This is a genomic window from Desulfovibrio sp. GTC20076, assembly GCF_055385905.1.
In genome coordinates, this window is record NZ_AP039366.1 from 1,135,164 (window position 1) to 1,152,412 (window position 17,249).

At 55.9% G+C, this 17,249-nt stretch carries 13 protein-coding genes; 4 read left to right on the forward strand and 9 right to left on the reverse strand.

The features are described 5' to 3' along the window. Positions 1 to 65: 65 nt before the first annotated feature. The 7 genes from ACZ495_RS04985 to ACZ495_RS05015 all read right to left on the reverse strand — a co-directional run bounded on the left by ACZ495_RS04985 (position 66) and on the right by ACZ495_RS05015 (position 5,766). Positions 66 to 1,523 carry a hypothetical protein gene (locus ACZ495_RS04985; protein ID WP_464262751.1) on the reverse strand — a complete coding sequence of 486 codons (1,458 nt, stop codon included), beginning with the start codon at positions 1,521 to 1,523 and terminating at the stop codon, positions 66 to 68. A 136-nt stretch (positions 1,524 to 1,659) separates the two neighbouring features. Next, complete coding sequence (locus ACZ495_RS04990) at positions 1,660 to 2,829, reverse strand: tetratricopeptide repeat protein (RefSeq protein ID WP_464262752.1); 1,170 nt, start codon at positions 2,827 to 2,829, stop codon at positions 1,660 to 1,662. Between the two features lie 3 nt (positions 2,830 to 2,832). Next, the gene (locus ACZ495_RS04995; RefSeq protein ID WP_012624823.1) at positions 2,833 to 3,135 is read right to left on the reverse strand and encodes an FtsB family cell division protein; all 303 of its coding nucleotides are present in this window, start codon (positions 3,133 to 3,135) and stop codon (positions 2,833 to 2,835) included. Further along, positions 3,135 to 3,389, reverse strand: a complete 255-nt coding sequence (locus tag ACZ495_RS05000; RefSeq protein WP_012624822.1) for a hypothetical protein — start codon at positions 3,387 to 3,389, stop codon at positions 3,135 to 3,137. The genes ACZ495_RS04995 and ACZ495_RS05000 overlap by 1 nt, the downstream gene beginning before the upstream one ends. After that, the gene (gene pgsA / locus ACZ495_RS05005; protein ID WP_072311743.1) at positions 3,386 to 3,946 is read right to left on the reverse strand and encodes a CDP-diacylglycerol--glycerol-3-phosphate 3-phosphatidyltransferase; all 561 of its coding nucleotides are present in this window, start codon (positions 3,944 to 3,946) and stop codon (positions 3,386 to 3,388) included. Before pgsA ends, ACZ495_RS05000 begins: the two co-directional genes overlap by 4 nt. A gap of 229 nt (positions 3,947 to 4,175) precedes the next feature. Next, positions 4,176 to 5,090, reverse strand: coding sequence for an Mrp/NBP35 family ATP-binding protein (locus ACZ495_RS05010; RefSeq protein WP_072311741.1), 915 nt, complete (start codon positions 5,088 to 5,090; stop codon positions 4,176 to 4,178). Between the two features lie 34 nt (positions 5,091 to 5,124). Next, positions 5,125 to 5,766 (reverse strand): protein-L-isoaspartate(D-aspartate) O-methyltransferase, encoded by a 642-nt coding sequence (locus tag ACZ495_RS05015; RefSeq protein ID WP_012624819.1) that lies wholly within the window; start codon positions 5,764 to 5,766, stop codon positions 5,125 to 5,127. 196 nt (positions 5,767 to 5,962) lie between these two features. Here ACZ495_RS05015 and ACZ495_RS05020 point away from each other — a divergent pair, with 196 nt between their 5' ends. Further along, complete coding sequence (locus ACZ495_RS05020) at positions 5,963 to 7,288, forward strand: M23 family metallopeptidase (RefSeq protein ID WP_012624818.1); 1,326 nt, start codon at positions 5,963 to 5,965, stop codon at positions 7,286 to 7,288. 234 nt (positions 7,289 to 7,522) lie between these two features. Then, a complete protein-coding gene (locus ACZ495_RS05025; protein WP_464262753.1) occupies positions 7,523 to 11,857 on the forward strand; it encodes an acyl-CoA dehydratase activase in 4,335 nt (1,444 codons plus the stop codon). 409 nt (positions 11,858 to 12,266) lie between these two features. On the opposite strand, the gene ACZ495_RS05030 is transcribed toward ACZ495_RS05025, so the two are convergent. Continuing rightward, complete coding sequence (locus ACZ495_RS05030; protein WP_012624816.1) at positions 12,267 to 12,560, reverse strand: TRASH domain-containing protein; 294 nt, start codon at positions 12,558 to 12,560, stop codon at positions 12,267 to 12,269. Between the two features lie 110 nt (positions 12,561 to 12,670). Further along, positions 12,671 to 13,195 (reverse strand): 2-amino-4-hydroxy-6-hydroxymethyldihydropteridine diphosphokinase, encoded by a 525-nt coding sequence (folK, locus tag ACZ495_RS05035; protein ID WP_012624815.1) that lies wholly within the window; start codon positions 13,193 to 13,195, stop codon positions 12,671 to 12,673. 275 nt (positions 13,196 to 13,470) lie between these two features. Between folK and xerD the strand changes: the two genes are divergently transcribed. Both xerD and ACZ495_RS05045 read left to right on the forward strand, forming a co-directional pair. Further along, positions 13,471 to 14,403 carry a site-specific tyrosine recombinase XerD gene (gene xerD, locus ACZ495_RS05040; RefSeq protein ID WP_394027523.1) on the forward strand — a complete coding sequence of 311 codons (933 nt, stop codon included), beginning with the start codon at positions 13,471 to 13,473 and terminating at the stop codon, positions 14,401 to 14,403. Positions 14,404 to 14,408: 5 nt separating this feature from the next. Next, positions 14,409 to 17,117: a CBS domain-containing protein gene (locus ACZ495_RS05045; RefSeq protein WP_464262888.1), complete on the forward strand. Its 2,709-nt coding sequence runs from the start codon at positions 14,409 to 14,411 to the stop codon at positions 17,115 to 17,117. Positions 17,118 to 17,249: the final 132 nt, after the last annotated feature.

The window sequence follows — 17,249 nt, forward strand, 5'->3', positions numbered from 1 at the left end:
AACAGATGTTCCGAATACCTAAAGGCTTGCGCCGCCCCGGGGCGGCGCAAGCTTCATAATATGCGTCAATTCCGTGGCCCGAAAGGACTTGGACGCCCACCCGGCAAAATGGCCGGAGCGGCGTTGCTGCCCGGTTCATCGTCAGCTGAAGATGCAGCGCCAGTTTCTTCCGGTGCAGGCTTTTCAGCCGGTTTTTCCGCGGCGGGTGCTGGAGCCTTGGCGGCTTCGTCCACAGGAGCAGCATTTTCCTTGCCAACTCCTTCAGTGGCAGTTCCGGCCTTACCTTCCTCTGTCTCATCCGCACGAGGGCCGAAGGGACTCGGCATAACTACCGTGGGCCTTTCTTCGCGGGGGCCAAAGGGACTCGGTCTGCCGGCATCCATATCTGCCGGCAAGCCAAGACCGGCAGGCGGCGAAGCGGGAGCCGCACGGCGTGGCCGCTGCACCCTTTCCACAGGAACATTTTCTCCCTCAAGCTGACGCTCCTGAACCCTGCCCTTCTCGGCACGCTTGTTCTTGAGCAACACACTGTCGTGGCTGCCGGGCTGAAGGTCGTGAGAAGGGGCGCCTGCAGGCCGCGGTGCTTCGCCTTCGGCGGTGACAGCATCGCCGGGCGCCGGCACAGCCATGGCCGGACCGTCCAGATTTTTGCGCTTGCGTTCGGGTTGGGGGGGCGGCGGCAACTTTTCCCGTTCTTTCGGGAAAAACGCCAGCCCCTGATCCACATTGCCGCCGCCTTCAGGGAAGGTGCCTTTTTCAGCAACGGCAAAAACAAGGGGCAGGTTGCCCAGGTAGCGAACAAGATAATAAAACGTGCCGGTTACATTGGTGCATGTGCCGGAAGAACTCTTGGTAACGGCTTCATCCCAATTTACACCAGCCAAAGGCGTGGCCGCAAAATCATACTTGCCAGGCCACAACAGGGCCTGGGGAGTAAGAATGACCACGTTTTCCGGGCTACCGGAATACTGTATGAGCGCACGCATGTCAAAATAGGTTGCCACCACACCCAAAAAGTCTACGCCGTCATACAGCGGAGCGGCCAGTAAAACCTCCGGCCCCAAAGGAGAAGGTTGCACATCGGCCCGCAAGGCGCGGCTGCTCTGTTTTTTATCTTCATAAAGCAGAGGGATAAAATCAAGCTGCTTCATGGGGTTAGCAGGCTCCTGACCAAGAATGCTGCCGTCATACTTGACGCCCGCAAAGCCGCTGACCCAAGGGAAGCTGTTGAAGAACGTGACGATCCAGTCACGCGTGGGCGGCTTGTCGGCGTTAAGCATGACGCGCTCAAGGCGGCTCAGCTCCACATCAATACCCATCATGCTATGGGTCAGGGCCAAAGCCTGCGGCGAAAGTTCACCTTTTTCGTCATAATCCACCGAGGCAGGTGGACTGACGTACGTATTCCAGAATCCTTTGGTGGACTTCCATGCGTTTTTGGTTGGCTGGTATGAACTGCAACCTGCAACAAGAAGAGCGGCAGCTGCCAGCATGAGTGTGGTCCGCAGATATGATTTGAACACCGTGTTCTCCCTGAGCTTTAGAGCAGCCATGCATTATTGCCGGACAACTCCGCACGAATGGTAAAGCGCCGTCAGGCATTGACACAGAGCCTGTCAGCACCCTGGCGGTATACAGATAAATACATCTTGAAATTTATCAGCTGTGCGCTCTGGCCTCAACACGTTCTGCCAGAGCCTCGAGCATGCTTATAAGCTTGTCTTTGCCGCTTGCCGCTTCAGGCGTGGCGGCATCCGGAGTAAGATCTTCCAGCTGCGCGCTGCCTAATCGTGCGTTCAAGGTTGCTATCCTCTGGCGCAGGTCGGCGCTTTCTTCTGGCGCCGTGGCAGCGGCTGCCAGTTCGTGATAAATATCCAGCGCCCCTTTGGTGTCACCCTGTTCGGCCAGGACTTCGGCCATGGAGCGCGTGCGCAAAGAAAACCGCTCTTCCCCTTCTTCGTTTCCTTCATCGCCATGACCTGCAGGATTGTCTACCGCAGTATCCCGCGCAACTGTGATTTTTTCTGCCGTCGGAGAAGCCTCGCAGGCAACTGCAGGGTCAGGACGCTGCGGCCGGGTCTCGTTCAGGATATTGTCAGGATCAAAAGCCGCAAGCTTTTCGTGTGTCAGATGTTCATGCGCGAGATGCTGTTGGGCGGAATGGACAGCAGAGAGCGTATCATCCACAGGGACAACCTGTTCCAGGCTGTCTTCAGGCAGATCCGCGGACTGCTCAGAGATGTCTGAATGCAGGGCGGTTGCGGCCTCAGGTTCAAGGAAAAAATCTGCAGGTTGGCTGGCGGAAACAGCCGTGTCCTCACTTTCAAGTGAAACTTCAGCTTCTTTGGGCGCTCCAATGACGTTGCCGGGGGCTTCATTTCTCCTTGGCTGGCAATGCACAGTGTTGCGAGGAACATCCTGACCAAGAAGACTGTTAACGCCCCTCTCCATTACCTCTTGCAAGGATACCGGACCACGGGCAAAATTGAGGGCCAAAAAATTCATGACGGCCGCAGCATCCGGAGAATGGGCTTCCGCGGCCAGGCTGGCTGCCCAGGCCTGCCAGAAACCGGCATACGCCGTAAGCATCTTGCTGAGTTTTTCGACCTGTTTTTCACAGGCGTCCTGTTTTCCTGCCCTGTAGAGCAGCTCGATCAAAAATATGCGGGCTTCAAGAAATTCGTCGTGCCGTTTCAAGCCCCGCTCCAGAACCTCTACTGCCTCATCGGTCCGCTGTGCTTCCGCCAGCAGACGCGCCAGCGGAAAAAAGACCTTGGAGTTGGGTTCAAGATCCAGGACTTCTTTATACCACTCAATTTTTTCTGTCATATACTACGGCTCCCGATGGGGCTTGGCCGATGCGTCAAAAAGGTAAAGCACCTCATTGTCCCGCACATAATGCAGGCGCTGCCGGATGACTTTCTCCACATACTGGTTGTCAGACTGCAAAAGGCGGATTTCACGGCTGAGGGCCATGTTTTCCGCATCCAGACCGGCGATCTGCTTTTCGAGAGCGGCGTACTGCCGTTTGAGTTCACGATACTCAAGCAGTCCGGTAGGCCCCCAGACCATGCGACTGAAAAGCACTACACTGATCAGGCCCAGCACCACAAGTATGAAAGAACGCCAGAACATTATTGCAAAAGCCGTCTTTTTTGAGTTTTGCCCTTCCGGGAAAGTTTCAGTTCCGCAAGAAATGTCGCGGTAGCGTTTTCAAGCCGCTGGACATCCTCTTCAGCCAGATCCATCTGGTCAACCTGAGAAAGGTAGTCTTTGAGAGAGTTCAATTCTGAATCGAAATAGCGCCCCCACATTCCGGCTTTCATATCCGGCTCCAGCTCCAGTATGGTCTGGATACAGTTTTTGAGGCGTATCTGCAGCGTGCTCATGCCTTGCCGGAATCCTTGCGTTCGCGGGTACGACGGTAGAAATCATAGCAGTAGTTGGTGCCGGAAATAAGCGCCAGCGCCAGCGCGGCATACAACAGGACCTGCCCTATGGGCTGCGGGTCCATACCCCACAGGGGATAATGCAGGGTCAGGGGAACAATGGCAAAAACCTGCAGAATCGTCTTGGCCTTGCCGAACTTGTCCGCAGCAAGCACAATGCCTTCGTCAATGGCAATGGCGCGAAGGCCTGTGACTACAAGTTCACGACAAACCATGATGATAACGACCCAGGCCTCAGTCCAGCCGAGCTGAACAAACATGATGAGCACAGAGCAGATGAGCACCTTGTCGGCCAGCGGGTCCAGAAACTTGCCCATGCTGGTAACCATGTTGGAACGCCGGGCCACATAACCGTCAGCCCAGTCAGTCACTGAGGCAAAAATAAAGGCCAAGGCCGCGATCTTGCACACCGTTGGACCTTCAAAGTAAAGCAGTAAAACCACCAGAGGGGTCATAAGAATACGTAACAGCGTAATTTTATTAGCAAGGTTAAGCATTGTATTTATTTTGACTCTCCCGGAGAATTTTTGTCCAAGTAACATAAAAGCAGACGAGAGAAAAGAAGAAAAAATCTCCCCTGCCGGGTTTGCGCAATCCGGCAGGGGAGATTTTTGCTGTAAAAAAATACTCCACCCGCTTTTCCGGCTTTTACCTTCTTGCACAAATTACTGAAAAACAGCCTTGTGCACTGCGGCGAATCAGTGTCAGCCGGGGCCAGGGGCATTCCTAGGAGCGCGAGGTGGCCAAAGCCTCCAGGCTGTTGTCGCAGGCATCGGCAATGGCGTCTGCCAATTGAAGAAAGGCAGCTTTGGCTGGGCTTTCCGATTCAAGATACACCACAGGAACCCCGCGGTCCGCAGCAACTACAGTGGTGGGATCCAAAGGCACGGCCCCCAGGAACTTGAGGCCGTAGCGTTTTGCGAGATCTTCGCCGCCGCCTTTCTTGAAAAGATCAATTTCCTGATGACAGTGCGGGCACACAAGACCGCTCATATTTTCTACAACGCCAAGAACATTGGAGTTGGTATACTGGAGAAAATTGATGGCCTTGCGCACATCCGCCAGGGAAATTTCCTGCGGTGTGGTCACGACCACACAAAGCGCGTCAGGAATGGACTGCATGACCGTCATATGCTCATCACCAGTGCCTGGAGGCGAGTCAATAAGCAGAAAATCAAGATCGCCCCACTTCACATCCGAAATAAACTGCCTGATAGCAGCCGTTTTTTTCGGACCACGCCACAGGATGGCCTGATCCTTGTCCTGCAGCAGTGAGTCCATAGAAATGACAGACAAATTTTCATTATAGGTCGCTGGCAGCATAAGCTCGCCGCCGGGGTCCATCTCGACGGTGCTTGTGAGGCCCAGCAGGTTGGGCACACTGGGGCCGTGCAGGTCCACATCGAGAATGCCCACCTTGAAACCACGCCGGGCCAGGGCTGCGGCAGTATTGACGGTGACGGAACTTTTACCCACCCCACCCTTGCCGCTCATGACGAAAAGCTTGTGCCGTATATGCCCGAGCCTGTCGGCGATGATTTTGTCCTGCCGGGCGACAGGGTCACTGCATTTTCCGTCTCCACCCTTGCCCGTGGCGCTTGGACAGGAGGAAGATGAAGAACAGGAGGAACAGGAAGCCATGACATCTCCTTGTTTTTGATGGCGAGAGGCCGTGCTACCAGCCGTGGTCGCCCACCAGATCCACAAAAATAGCGGGACCGAGGTCTTCCCCGGTCATACGGCCCTGCTCCTTGCGAAAACGCATGAGCCGCTGTGCTCGGGGGCGTGGTCCCACGGGAATAAGCAGAATGCCGCCTTCGTCAAGCTGGTCTGTCAGGGGGCGCGGCACTTCCGGCCCGCCCGCCGTAACAATGATTCTGTCAAAGGGGGCGGCCTCGGGCATGCCCAGCGTGCCGTCCCGACGCTGCATGTGTACGCCGCGCAGGCCCAGTTGCCGCAAGAGATTTCCTGTATCCTGGTACAGTTCGCGCAAACGCTCCACTGTAAAGACAGTGCAGCCCATAGTCGCGAGCACCGCGGCCTGGTATCCCGAGCCAGTGCCTATTTCCAGCACGCGCATGCCGCGGCGCACTTCAAGCAACTGGCTCATCAGTGCCACCACATAAGGCTGTGAAATGGTCTGACCGTAGCCGATGGGCAGCGGGGTATCCTCATACGCCTGGGCGCGCAGCGCCTCCTGCACAAACAGATGACGCGGCACGGCCGACATGGCGGCCAGCACCTCGGCATCGTTTATGCCTCTGGCTTCAAGTTGTTCACGCACCATGCGTCGTCGCAGGCGTTTGGGGTCCACCATGGGGCTACGTGTGCGTTCCGGCGCTCTTTGGCCTGTGTACTTGGCGTGTTGCATACTGCGGAAGTGAAAACAGATTTTGCCCGTCAAGTCAATGCGCTCTGCGGCTTTAACGGAACGTTATAAAAGTTCCAGACTTTTCCTTGAAACTTGGCTTTCTTTATGCAAGGCTTTGACGGAGTTTAATGAGGAGCCTGTAATGCGAAAAAAAAGTATGTTTTCATCAGTGTTGGGTATTTTGGTAGTCGTTGCTCTTGGCGTAGGCGGCTACACATTCTTTAAGGACCTTGAAGGGCCTGTTATTGACGTTTCGCCCAACACCGGCAGAGTTTCCCCTGCCAGCGTGCTCAAGGTCAGCATGAAGGATCCTTCAGGAATTCGTTCTGTTACAGTTGGAGTCCGAAAGAATAACGTGCTCAATGTTATTTTCAACAAACATTTTGATCAATACCTGCCCGAACGCACTGTGGAGGTTCCCTTAAAGGACGCCAACCTGCGTGAGGGAGCCTTTGATCTTGAGGTGCGCGCAACAGACGGCTCTCTGGCCGGTTTCGGGCAGGGCAACACCCGTACCGTGCAGCTTCCTATGCGCCTGGATACACAGCCCCCGCGCATATCCGTCAAAACCCTGCCCCCTAACGTCCGCCGTGGCGGTGCTGCAGTTGTGCGGTATACGGTTGACGAAGACGTCACCAACAGCGGGGTGCTGGTAGCCGGTTATTTTGTGCCGGGCTACCTGCAAAAAGACGGCAGCTATATCTGCTTTTTCCCTTTTCCATACACTATGACCGCCAAGGACTACAAGAACAGCGTGGAGATTACAGCCACCGACCTGGCGGGCAACGTCACCAAAAACCGTCTGACAGTTATGGCTTTTGAGCGTACCTTCAAAAGCGACAGCCTTGAACTGAGCGACGACTTTTTACTGAGTGTGGAAAACAAGCTGCGGCACCTTGCGCCGAATGCAGCCAACCCGCTGGAGTGCTACCTGTACATCAACAATCAGGTGCGCGCCGCCAACGTGGAAGATCTGCGCAATATCAGCAAGGATACGGCATCGGCCATGTTGTGGAGTGGCGTTTTCCAGCGCATGCCCCGCTCTGCCCCGCGCGCCGGATACGCAGACCACCGCTTTTATAATTACCAGGGCAAGCTTGTGGGCGAATCCTACCATCTGGGCTTTGACCTCGCCTCCGTTCGCAATGATGACGTGCCTGCCGCTAACAGCGGTCGCGTAATATTCAGCGGAGACCTGGGCATTTACGGCAATATTGTGGTCATTGACCACGGCCTTGGACTCATGTCCCTCTACTCTCACCTTAACGACTCAATGGTCAACGCGGGCGATGTGGTGCAAAAAGGCCAAACCATAGGGCATACGGGAACCACCGGCCTCGCTTTCGGTGACCATCTGCACTTCGGCATAATGGTGGGCGGTGTTGAAGTGACCCCCCTCGAATGGCTTGATCCCAAATGGATACGTGACAACATCACCAGCCGTCTCGAGGCGTCCATGGCCCAATAAAAGTATCTGTGACAATGCTCACGCCGTGCCTTTTGCGCAGGGACCGGATTAACCGCCCTTGCAGAAGGCACGGCGTTTTTTGTGGCAACCGGGGGCTTGTATTTAACGTAGCTTGCAGTATATCTTAATTGTATAGCTGGAAAATATCACGGCTTTTCCACAATCAAGGATTTTCCTTATGAAAGGTTCGATTTGTCTATCCCCATTAACACACAGAAATGTGAGGACTTATTTGTGTCTCCACATCCTGCGGCATTTCTTGGTCTGGACATAGGTTCCACCACTGTCAAACTGGCACTTCTGGACGCCGAGGGCATGGTTATTGAAACCATGTATCGTCGTCACGGAACCGCTGTCAGGGCCACCCTGTCTGCCCTTCTAGACGAGCTGGCACAAAAATATCCTTTATTACCAGTGCGATGTGCCATTACTGGCTCGGGCGCTCTGGACCTTGGCGAAGCGCTTGGCCTGCCTTTCGTGCAGGAGCTGCTTGCCACGGCCCGGGCCGTGGCTGCCGCCGCCCCGCATACCAGCGTGGCTGTGGAACTGGGGGGTGAAGACGCCAAACTGCTCTATCTGGGGCAGGATGTGGAACTGCGCATGAATGAATCCTGCGCGGGCGGCACAGGCGCTTTTATCGACCAGATGGCCCGTCTGCTCAATACAGATGCGCAGGGCCTCAACGAGCTGGCATCGCGCCACACCACCCTTTACCCTATTGCATCGCGCTGCGGCGTTTTCGCCAAGACCGATATAGTCCCCCTTCTGAATGGCGGGGTGGCGCGCGAAGATATTGCCGCCTCCATCTTCCAGGCCGTGGTGGAACAGACCATTGGCGGGCTGGCCTGTGGCCGCCCCATCGAGGGAACAGTGGCTTTTCTCGGCGGGCCTCTGCATTTTCTGCCGGAATTAAAAACTCTTTTCGTCAAGGCGCTCAGTCTGGACGAAAAAGAAATCGCCCATCTGCCCCATGCCCAGTGCGCGGCTGCGCACGGAGCAGCCTTGTGCGTGGCAGGCATGCAGGCTGAAATGTCGCTGGTGCGTCTGGATGCCCTGGCTGGGCAAGCCCGTAGCCTGTCACGCGAGCGTGCTAGTCCGCTTACCAAGGCCCTTCCCCGCTTTTTTTCCCACCAGAACGAATACGAAATCTTCAAAAAGCGCCATTCTGACGACAAGCTGCCACGGGCAGCTCTCAGCGAAGCCCAAGGCCCCTTATATCTCGGGCTTGACCTGGGTTCCACCACAGTCAAAGCCGCCCTTATGGACAGTCAGCAGCGCCTGCTTGCGTCATGTTACGTATCCAATGGCGGCAACCCGCTACAGGTTCTTTTGCCGCCCCTGGCAGACATGCTTGAACAGATTCCGCCGCAGGCCTGGCTTGCGGGTACGGCAGCCACAGGCTACGGCGCGCAGCTTGCCGAAGCGGCCTTGAAGCTGGACTGTGTAACCGTTGAGACCCTGGCGCACTTCAAGGCGGCCCACCGCATTGTGCCGGAAGTCAGCTACGTCATTGATATTGGCGGGCAGGACATGAAGTGCCTCAAGGCTGAAAACGGCGTCATAACCAACGTGAGCCTTAATGAAGCCTGTTCTGCCGGCTGCGGAGCTTTTCTTGAAAGCTTCGCCATAGGGCTTGGCATGAATATGGACGAATTTGTTCAGGCGGCCCTTTACGCCGAGCACCCGGCGGATCTCGGATCGCGCTGCACGGTGTTCATGAACTCCAAGGTTACCCAGGCACAAAAAGAAGGCATGAAGGCCGCCGACATTGCCGCGGGCCTGTGTTACTCAGTTGTGCGCAATGCTCTGGACAAGGTCTTGCGCATAAAAAATGTGGATGAACTGGGCCAGCATGTGGTGGTACAGGGGGGATCTTTTCTCAATGATGCCCTGCTCTGTGCTATGGAGCGCACCCTCGGCCACCCTGTGCACCGCCCGGTTTCATCCGGCCTTATGGGGGCTTATGGCGCTGCCCTGACTGCCATTGAAGCCCGGCCTGCTCATGAAAAGCACCATTCGCCCATCACAGCCGAACGCATACGCGGCCTTGAGATGCGCAGCCGCAGTTTTCGCTGTCGCGACTGTGGCAACAACTGCCTTCTCACTGAAACGCGCTTTTCACATGGCGAACGGCACTTTTCAGGCAATCGTTGCGACAAGTTCGCCAACAACGCCAGCAAAAAAGCTCAAAAGGCCCCCAATATTTATGACTGGAAGTACCGTCGCCTGTTCAACTATGAGCCGCTGCCCGTGGAAAATGCCCCGCGCGGCATCTTGGGCATACCGCGTGTACTCACAGTTTATTCGCATTACCCCTTCTGGTTCACCCTGTTTACCGAGCTTGGCTACAGGGTGGAGCTTTCCCCTCCCACAAATCGCGCCCTGTTCGCCCGTGGGCTGGCCTCTGTGCCTTCGCAGAGTGTCTGCTACCCGGCCAAGCTGGCGCATGGACACGTGCTTGCCCTTATTGAGGCTGGTGTAAAGCATGTTTTTCTGCCCTGCATTCCGCGTGAATCCAAAGAGTTTGACGAAATGTGTGATGCGTTTTCCTGCCCCGTTGCCTGTGGCTACCCCCAGGTTGTGCGTGAAAACCTGCCCGACCTTGCCGCCGGCAAGGTCGCCATGTACGCCCCCTTCGTCAACCTCAACCATACCGCCTCCCTGGTCCGCAATCTTTGCCAGGAAATGGGCCTGCCCAGGGGAGAAGTGCGGGCCGCCATAAAAACCGCACGGCGCGAGCAGGAAAATTACCTGAATGAACTCCGGCAAGAAGCAAAAAAACTGTACGGCGCGACAAGCCGCCAGGGAGGCACACTGGTTATTCTGGCAGGACGGCCTTACCATGCCGATCCCCAGGTGCATCATGGCCTGCCGGATTTCATCGCCTCGCTTGGAGCCACTGTTTTGAGCGAAGACTGCCTGCCCCGGACATGGCTTCAGCAAGCTTCATTACCTGGCCTGCGTGTACGAAACCAATGGACCTATCCCGCACGACTTTACCGTGCCGCGGCGTGGGCGGGGCAGGCGGAACACGGGAAAGCCCGCGTTGAGCTTGTACAGCTTACGTCATTCGGCTGCGGACTTGATGCCATCACATCAGACCAGGTGCGCGAGCAGTTGCAGGAATGCGGTAAGCTGTACACCCTGATCAAAATGGATGAAGGAAACGCTCTGGCCTCGGCGCGCATCCGCATCCGCTCCCTGCTGGCTGTGGCCCAGGGGCGAGACGAACAGCTCGCCGTCCACGCAGCTCCGCCACCCCCGCCTGTCTTTGCCAAAAAAGACGCCCAGTCACGGCTCATTCTTGTCCCGCAGATGGCCCCGTTGCATTTTCCCCTGATCACGGAAGGCGTCGCAGGCAGCGGCCACAGCATCAAGCTGCTGCCCCATGTAAGTCCCGAGGCTATCAGCCTTGGACAGGCGTATGTAAATAATGATGCCTGTTACCCCGCTATAGTGGCCATAGGCCAACTGCTGCACGCCCTGCAAAGCGGTGAATATGATCCGCAGCGCGTGGCGCTTTTGCTCTCTCAAACCTGCGGTCCCTGCCGCGCCAGCAATTATCCGGCCCTGCTACGCAAGGCGCTGCTGGAATGCGGCATGGATTCTGTCCCCATCCTTACCCTGAGCGCCTCGGGAACAGAGGGACATCCCGGTTTCAGGCCCAGCCGCGGCATGCTCCACCGCATGCTGCTTGGCATGCTCGGGGGAGACATGCTGCAACGCCTTTCGCTTTTTACCCAGACCTATGAACGGCGCCCCGGTGACACAGAAGACCGGACAGCCCACTGGCTGCGCGTTCTTTCGCCCATAGTGAGGCAGGGTGATGACAGGGCATTCCGCCACAGCATGGAGCGTCTTGTACGAGATTTTGAACAGATACCCCTGGATTCCGGACGCCGTCCGCGCGTTGCGGTTGTGGGTGAAATTCTGCTCACCTATCACCCGGATGCCAATCGGCATATCGTTGATATCATCCGTCAGGAAGGTGGCGAGCCGCTTTTGCCGGATATCACAAACTTCATGCTCTATTGCTTGCGGGATTCCATATACGACTGGCAGCGCCAGGGCGGCAGCGCCCTGGATGCCCTTGGCAGCGCTCTGATAATCAGAAAGGTGGAAAGTCTGCGCAAAAGTATGCGGCAGGCCCTTGGCCGCTCATCTTTGGCAGAAAGAGTCATGCCGGTGGCCCATGTGGACACCTTGGCACGCATGGGCGAAACCATGCTTTCATTGGGCAATGCCGCGGGCGAAGGCTGGCTTTTACCTGCGGAAATGCTGGAATTTCTTAACCACGGCGCAAAAGACATTCTTTGCCTGCAACCCTTCGGCTGCCTGCCCAACCATGTGGTAGGCCGCGGAATATTCAAAACTGTACGCCGGATGGCGCCCCAGGCCAATATAATGGCTATTGACTATGACCCGGGCAGCAGTGAGGCCAATCAGCTGAACCGCATCCGCCTTTTTATGGCCATAGCTAGAGAACTGGCGCGAGAGCAAGGTATTCTGCGGCTTGGAGACCTTCAGGACCAGTCTGACTTTGCCAAAAAACTTTGCGGTGTGACATAGATTGCTTTTACCAAACCAATGACAAACCCGCGTTGAACACACAGAGTGGTTGCCGAACCGATCAGGTGGACGCCGGGCATGCCCGGCGTCCACCTGGAGCAGATTAATTTTGGAATACTTCACATCTCACAATGGTCATTGTGACGAAAATGCCATTTCCGGCAGAATCAATGCCGTGTTACGCTGAAACCGGCGTTGGCGAAAGGCAATGCTGCGGCCGCACACCGGGTAGTCCCGTTGAAACTGCCCATGAAAGGTCCGCCTGGCAAGTACCCGGAGCTATAGCCCATGGCACGCGATATAAAAATCCTTGAACCAGAGACGTGCAGGAAATCGGAACGCAAAACACGGGTGAAAAACAGCCCGTCGGCCGTTTTTTCACCCGTGAACTATACAGATATATCGCGCCTTATTCGCGTGGGGGAAGTTCGCGGCCGCTCTCTTCAAGGCGCTGCAAAAATTTGTCACGACATTCGTAGCTACAGAAACGATGGATGGTCTCTCCGTCACGCACGGAAATATTACCCTCAACGGCAACATAGGTTCCGCATTCGGGGTCTTTGACCATTTCGCCCGCAGCTATCTTGCGCTCCATCTCGGCAGCGTTATCCTCTTTGTTTTCTTTTTTCTTTTTCAGCACGTCATTGGCAAAAAGACGATAAAGGGCGTAGCCCGCCAGAATAAGAATTAGCCACTTCCACATCTGTCATGCTCCTTAGGTCCGTGCAGGGCACGGGCACGTACGGCTCTTGTGCGGCTTCCGACAATATTCATGAAAGCCGTGGACAAGATTATCACAGGCCCCTCTTCCAGTCACTGAAAAATTCTCTGCCCTTCCTTTTTGTACTGTAGGCGCGCGAGCCATTCCGTTGCGGGCAAACCGTCAATAACGGCATGCGGGGCAACATCAAGCAGTGGTACAAGGGCAAAAGCCCTTTGGGTCAGGCGGGGATGCGGCACAAGGCAGTGAGGGTTTTCGCTGCCTATCTGCCCGAACAGCAGCAGATCGACATCAATGGCTCTCGGTCCGAAGCGTAGCGCCGGATCAGCGCTGCGCACCCGGCCAAGATCTGCCTCAATATCCAGCAGGGCATCCACAAGAGAACACGGCGTCCAGGAGGCACCGGGAAAAAGCTCTATCACCTGGTTGAAAAACCAGGACTGGTCCGCGTAGCCCTGTGGTTCGGTGCAGTAGAGAGGCGACGCTGCTCCTGTACGCATGCGCGGCAAGGCGGCCAACTTCTGCCGGGCGCGTACCAGCATCTCTTCCGCATTTGCACAGTTGGATCCAAGGCATACGTAAGCCTGGAATTCTTTTCCCGGCGAATTTTCGGGCATATGTCTTCCCCTTCCCATGGATGCTCGTTAGGACATAAACGCTTGGACGAATCGCGTACAGCGGACAAATTTGGCTGCGTCCACTCTGCGGCAACGATATGTTCAAATCCCTGCAGACATTTCAAGCGCGAGCGACTCCGGCCTCATCAATATGCCGCTGTGGATAGCACAGGCGCAAAAGGAACAAAAGCCTCTGCACAAACCTTTTGTACCGCATCCGGTTGGGAACATGTAAAAAACTTGCCCGTCCGGCACAAGGCGGCTAGCATACGCGTATGATCAAACAAGACACGGCCCCATCATTCCTCTGTCCGCTGGCCCCGCTGTTGCCGCTATGGCAGGATTATCTGCTGGCCCAACGGGGGCTGTCGCCCCAGACCGTTGCCTCTTACGGGCAAGACCTTGAAAATTTTTTCCTTTTTCGTCAGGAACTGGCCCAGGGCGAAGCAGTAAGCCCCCAACCAGATGAACAGGAAGTTTTCCTCTATCTGGCATGGTTGCGCGCCCGGCAGAACACAGGACGGACATTGGCGCGCCGCCTTTCAGCATTGCGGGCTTTTTTTGATTTTGCCGTACAGGAAAACGCCATAAAAAATAATCCTGCGCAATTGCTGGACAATCCAAAACTGCCCCAACACCTGCCCGAAGTACTGAGCCGGGATGAAATGGAATCCCTGCTGGCACGGCCCGATCTGCGTGACAGGGGCGGCCAGCGCGACCGCTGCATACTCGAACTGCTCTATGCCGCTGGCCTGCGGGTGTCTGAACTGTGCGATCTGTGTTTGCCCGATCTGGACCTTCAGCGCGGATTGGTACGTGTTTTCGGCAAGGGAGCCAAAGAACGCCTTGTGCCGCTGCATGATCTTATGCAGAACATGCTTGAAAATTACATCCGTGATTGGCGCCCGGCTTTTTCACCCACAGGCAACCAGCTTTTCGTCAATCGTTCCGGCCGTGCGCTGACACGGCAGTATATCTGGAAGATGGTAAAAAAATACGCTCTGGAGGCAGGCATACGCCGCCCGGTTTCTCCCCATACATTCCGTCATTCTTTTGCCACACACCTGCTTGAAGGCGGCGCGGACCTGCGGGCGGTGCAATTGCTGCTCGGTCATGCCGACATCAGCGCCACAGAAATATATACCCATGTACAGGCAGAGCGCCTGCGTAGCATCCACCGCAAATTCCACCCCCGGAGCCAGATGTGAGCCATGTGAGTGCTGCCAAAGCCACGCTGATAACCTGCCATGCCAATGCGGACTTTGACGCCTTCGCCGCCATGCTGGCCGCCCGCCACCTGTACAGCCCGCACGTGCTGCTTTTTCCGGGCAGTCAGGAACGTGGACTGCAAAAACTTTACGCCACTCTTGATACCAGAGCCTATAATTTTGCCGCCAGCGCGGAGCTGGACTGGGATTCATTTGACCGACTGGTACTGGTGGATACGCGCCAGCGCGGCAGGGTCAGCCATGTGGCCCCCTTGCTGGATCGACCGGATGTACATGTGGAAATATGGGATCACCATCCGGAATCCGGCGACGACATCACCCCCGACAGGCTATATTTTGCCTCTATAGGTTCTGTCACAAGCCTTATAGTGCAGCACCTGCGCGAAGCCGGAATCCGCCTTGAAGCAGAAGATGCCACCCTGCTGGGACTCGGCATTTATGGCGACACCGGCTCCTTCACTTACTCATCCACCACAACGGCGGACTTTGAAGCTGCCGCATGGCTGCTTGGTCAGGGCATGGAAGTCAACCGCATAAATGATCTGGCTGCCCATGAGCTGACCAGCCTGCATATACAGGCGCTCAACAGCCTTCTGGAATCGGCACAGTCCTACACCATTAACGGAACCCAAGTGGTTCTGGCCGAAGCCTCCATGGAGCATTATCTGGGCGACTTTGCCTATCTTGCGCACCGGCTTATGGAAATGGAGAAATTCATTGTCCTTTTTGCCATCGGCCTCATGGGAGATCGTATACAGGTTGTGGCCCGCAGCCGCAGCGATACTGTCAACGTGGGCGATATCTGCGCGGCTCTGGGCGGCGGCGGGCATGTCTATGCGGCATCGGCCTCTGTGCGGCACATGACCCTGCATGAAGTGCGCGACGCCATTCTGAGGCAGCTCTACGCACAGGCACAGCCTGACAAGACAGCGCGCGAATACATGTCATCCCCTGCTGTAGGTGTGGAATCCACAGCGACCATACGTCAGGCAGATGAACTGATGCTGCACTTCGGCCTCAAGGCAGTACCTGTCTTCATACCCAGTACACGCAGGTGCGAGGGGCTACTGGACGCCCAGACTGCCTCGCGCGCCAGCGCCCACGGGCTTGGAAACGCCAGAGTGGAAGACTATATGCAACGGCGCATCCAAACCCTGCCGCCGGAAGCGGTGCTCAAAGACCTTACCGCAGCCATTGTCGGCGCACGACAACGCCTGGTACCGATTGTCGAAAATGAAGATGTCATCGGCGTTGTGACGCGTACCGACCTTATCAATGTTTTCGCCCACGAACCCGGAAACCTGCCCGTTCTGAAGCATTCCTCCAGCAAGGAGCGACATGTGGGCAAGCTCATACAGGACCGTTTGCCCGCTTCTGCCAAAAACCTGCTCCATCTGGCAGGCCGGCTTGGTCGTGACCTGGGCCTGCCCGTCTATGCTGTAGGCGGCTTTGTTCGTGATCTTCTGCTCAACAGGGCCAATCAGGATATCGACCTGGTGGTAGAGGGCAACGGCATTGCCCTGGCCAAGGCCCTGGCCGCAGAGCTTGGTGGCAGAGTGCGCGAACATCAGGAATTTCTGACTTCGGTAGTCATCTTCAAAGATGCCGAAGGCCGCGAATCGCGTATTGATGTGGCTACCGCCCGGCTTGAGTATTATGAGTATCCCGCTGCCCTGCCTACAGTGGAGCTGTCTTCCATTAAAATGGACCTGTTCCGGCGTGATTTTTCCATAAATGCTTTGGCGGTGCGTCTGGACAGCACTCCATTCGGACAGCTCGTGGACTTTTTCGGCGGCCAAAGAGATATAAAAGAGCGCATTATACGCGTACTTCATACCCTGAGCTTTGTTGAAGACCCCACACGCTGCCTGCGGGCCGTGCGTTTTGAACAGCGCTATGATTTTCGTATAGGGGCAGGTTCAGAAAAGCTTATCAAAAATGCTATGGGGCTCAAGCTGATGGACAGGCTCAGCGGGCCGCGGCTTTTTCATGAATTCAAGCTGATTTGTGATGAAGAGAACCCACTGGCCTGCCTTGAACGGTTGGACCAACTGGGTATACTGCCGGCCATCGCACAACAGTTGGCGCTTACGCCAGGGAAGAGAAAGATCCTCGAAGAACTTCAGGACATGCTGTCCTGGTACCGCCTTTTATACTTTGAAAAAATGCCTCAACCCTGGCTCGTATACTTTCTCGGGCTTTGCCATGGCCTGCCCTATGTGGAAACATCCGTACTTTACCGCCGGATGGGGCTACCTGAGAACAAAAGAAACGATATCCTTGGTCAACGGGAACAGATGCGCACCGTGAGAGGACGCCTGGAAAGCCGACAAAAACGCCAAGGCGTGCAGGAGTTCAAGGTAAGCGTCCTTCATGGGCTGCTGGCCCCCCTGTCGCTGGAATCCCTGCTCTACCTTATGGCCGAAACCAACGACGAGGGGCTGCAAAAAAATCTGTCCCGCTATATTACCCAGTGGCGTCACGAAAAAGTGGACATCACCGGCGAGGATCTCAAAAATATGGGTCTGTCGCCCGGACCTCTTTTCAGCCAAATACTGCGCGCGGTGCTTCAGGCCAAGCTTGACGGCGAGACGCCGGGGCGGGAAGAACAACTGGCCCTTGCACGCAGTCTGGCCCGCAACAGAACAAAAGACGAAGGAAAAAAGCTTGCAGCAGCCAAGCGCAACAATTGATCAAGCCGGTTTTCGCGCGGGCATATCCTTGCGGACAACTCACTTTGATTGAATTTATTGCACGCATAATGTATTGAATATATTGCTCATATTACAATCAACATTTTATGCCAGACTGGTTTTCCGCTTGCT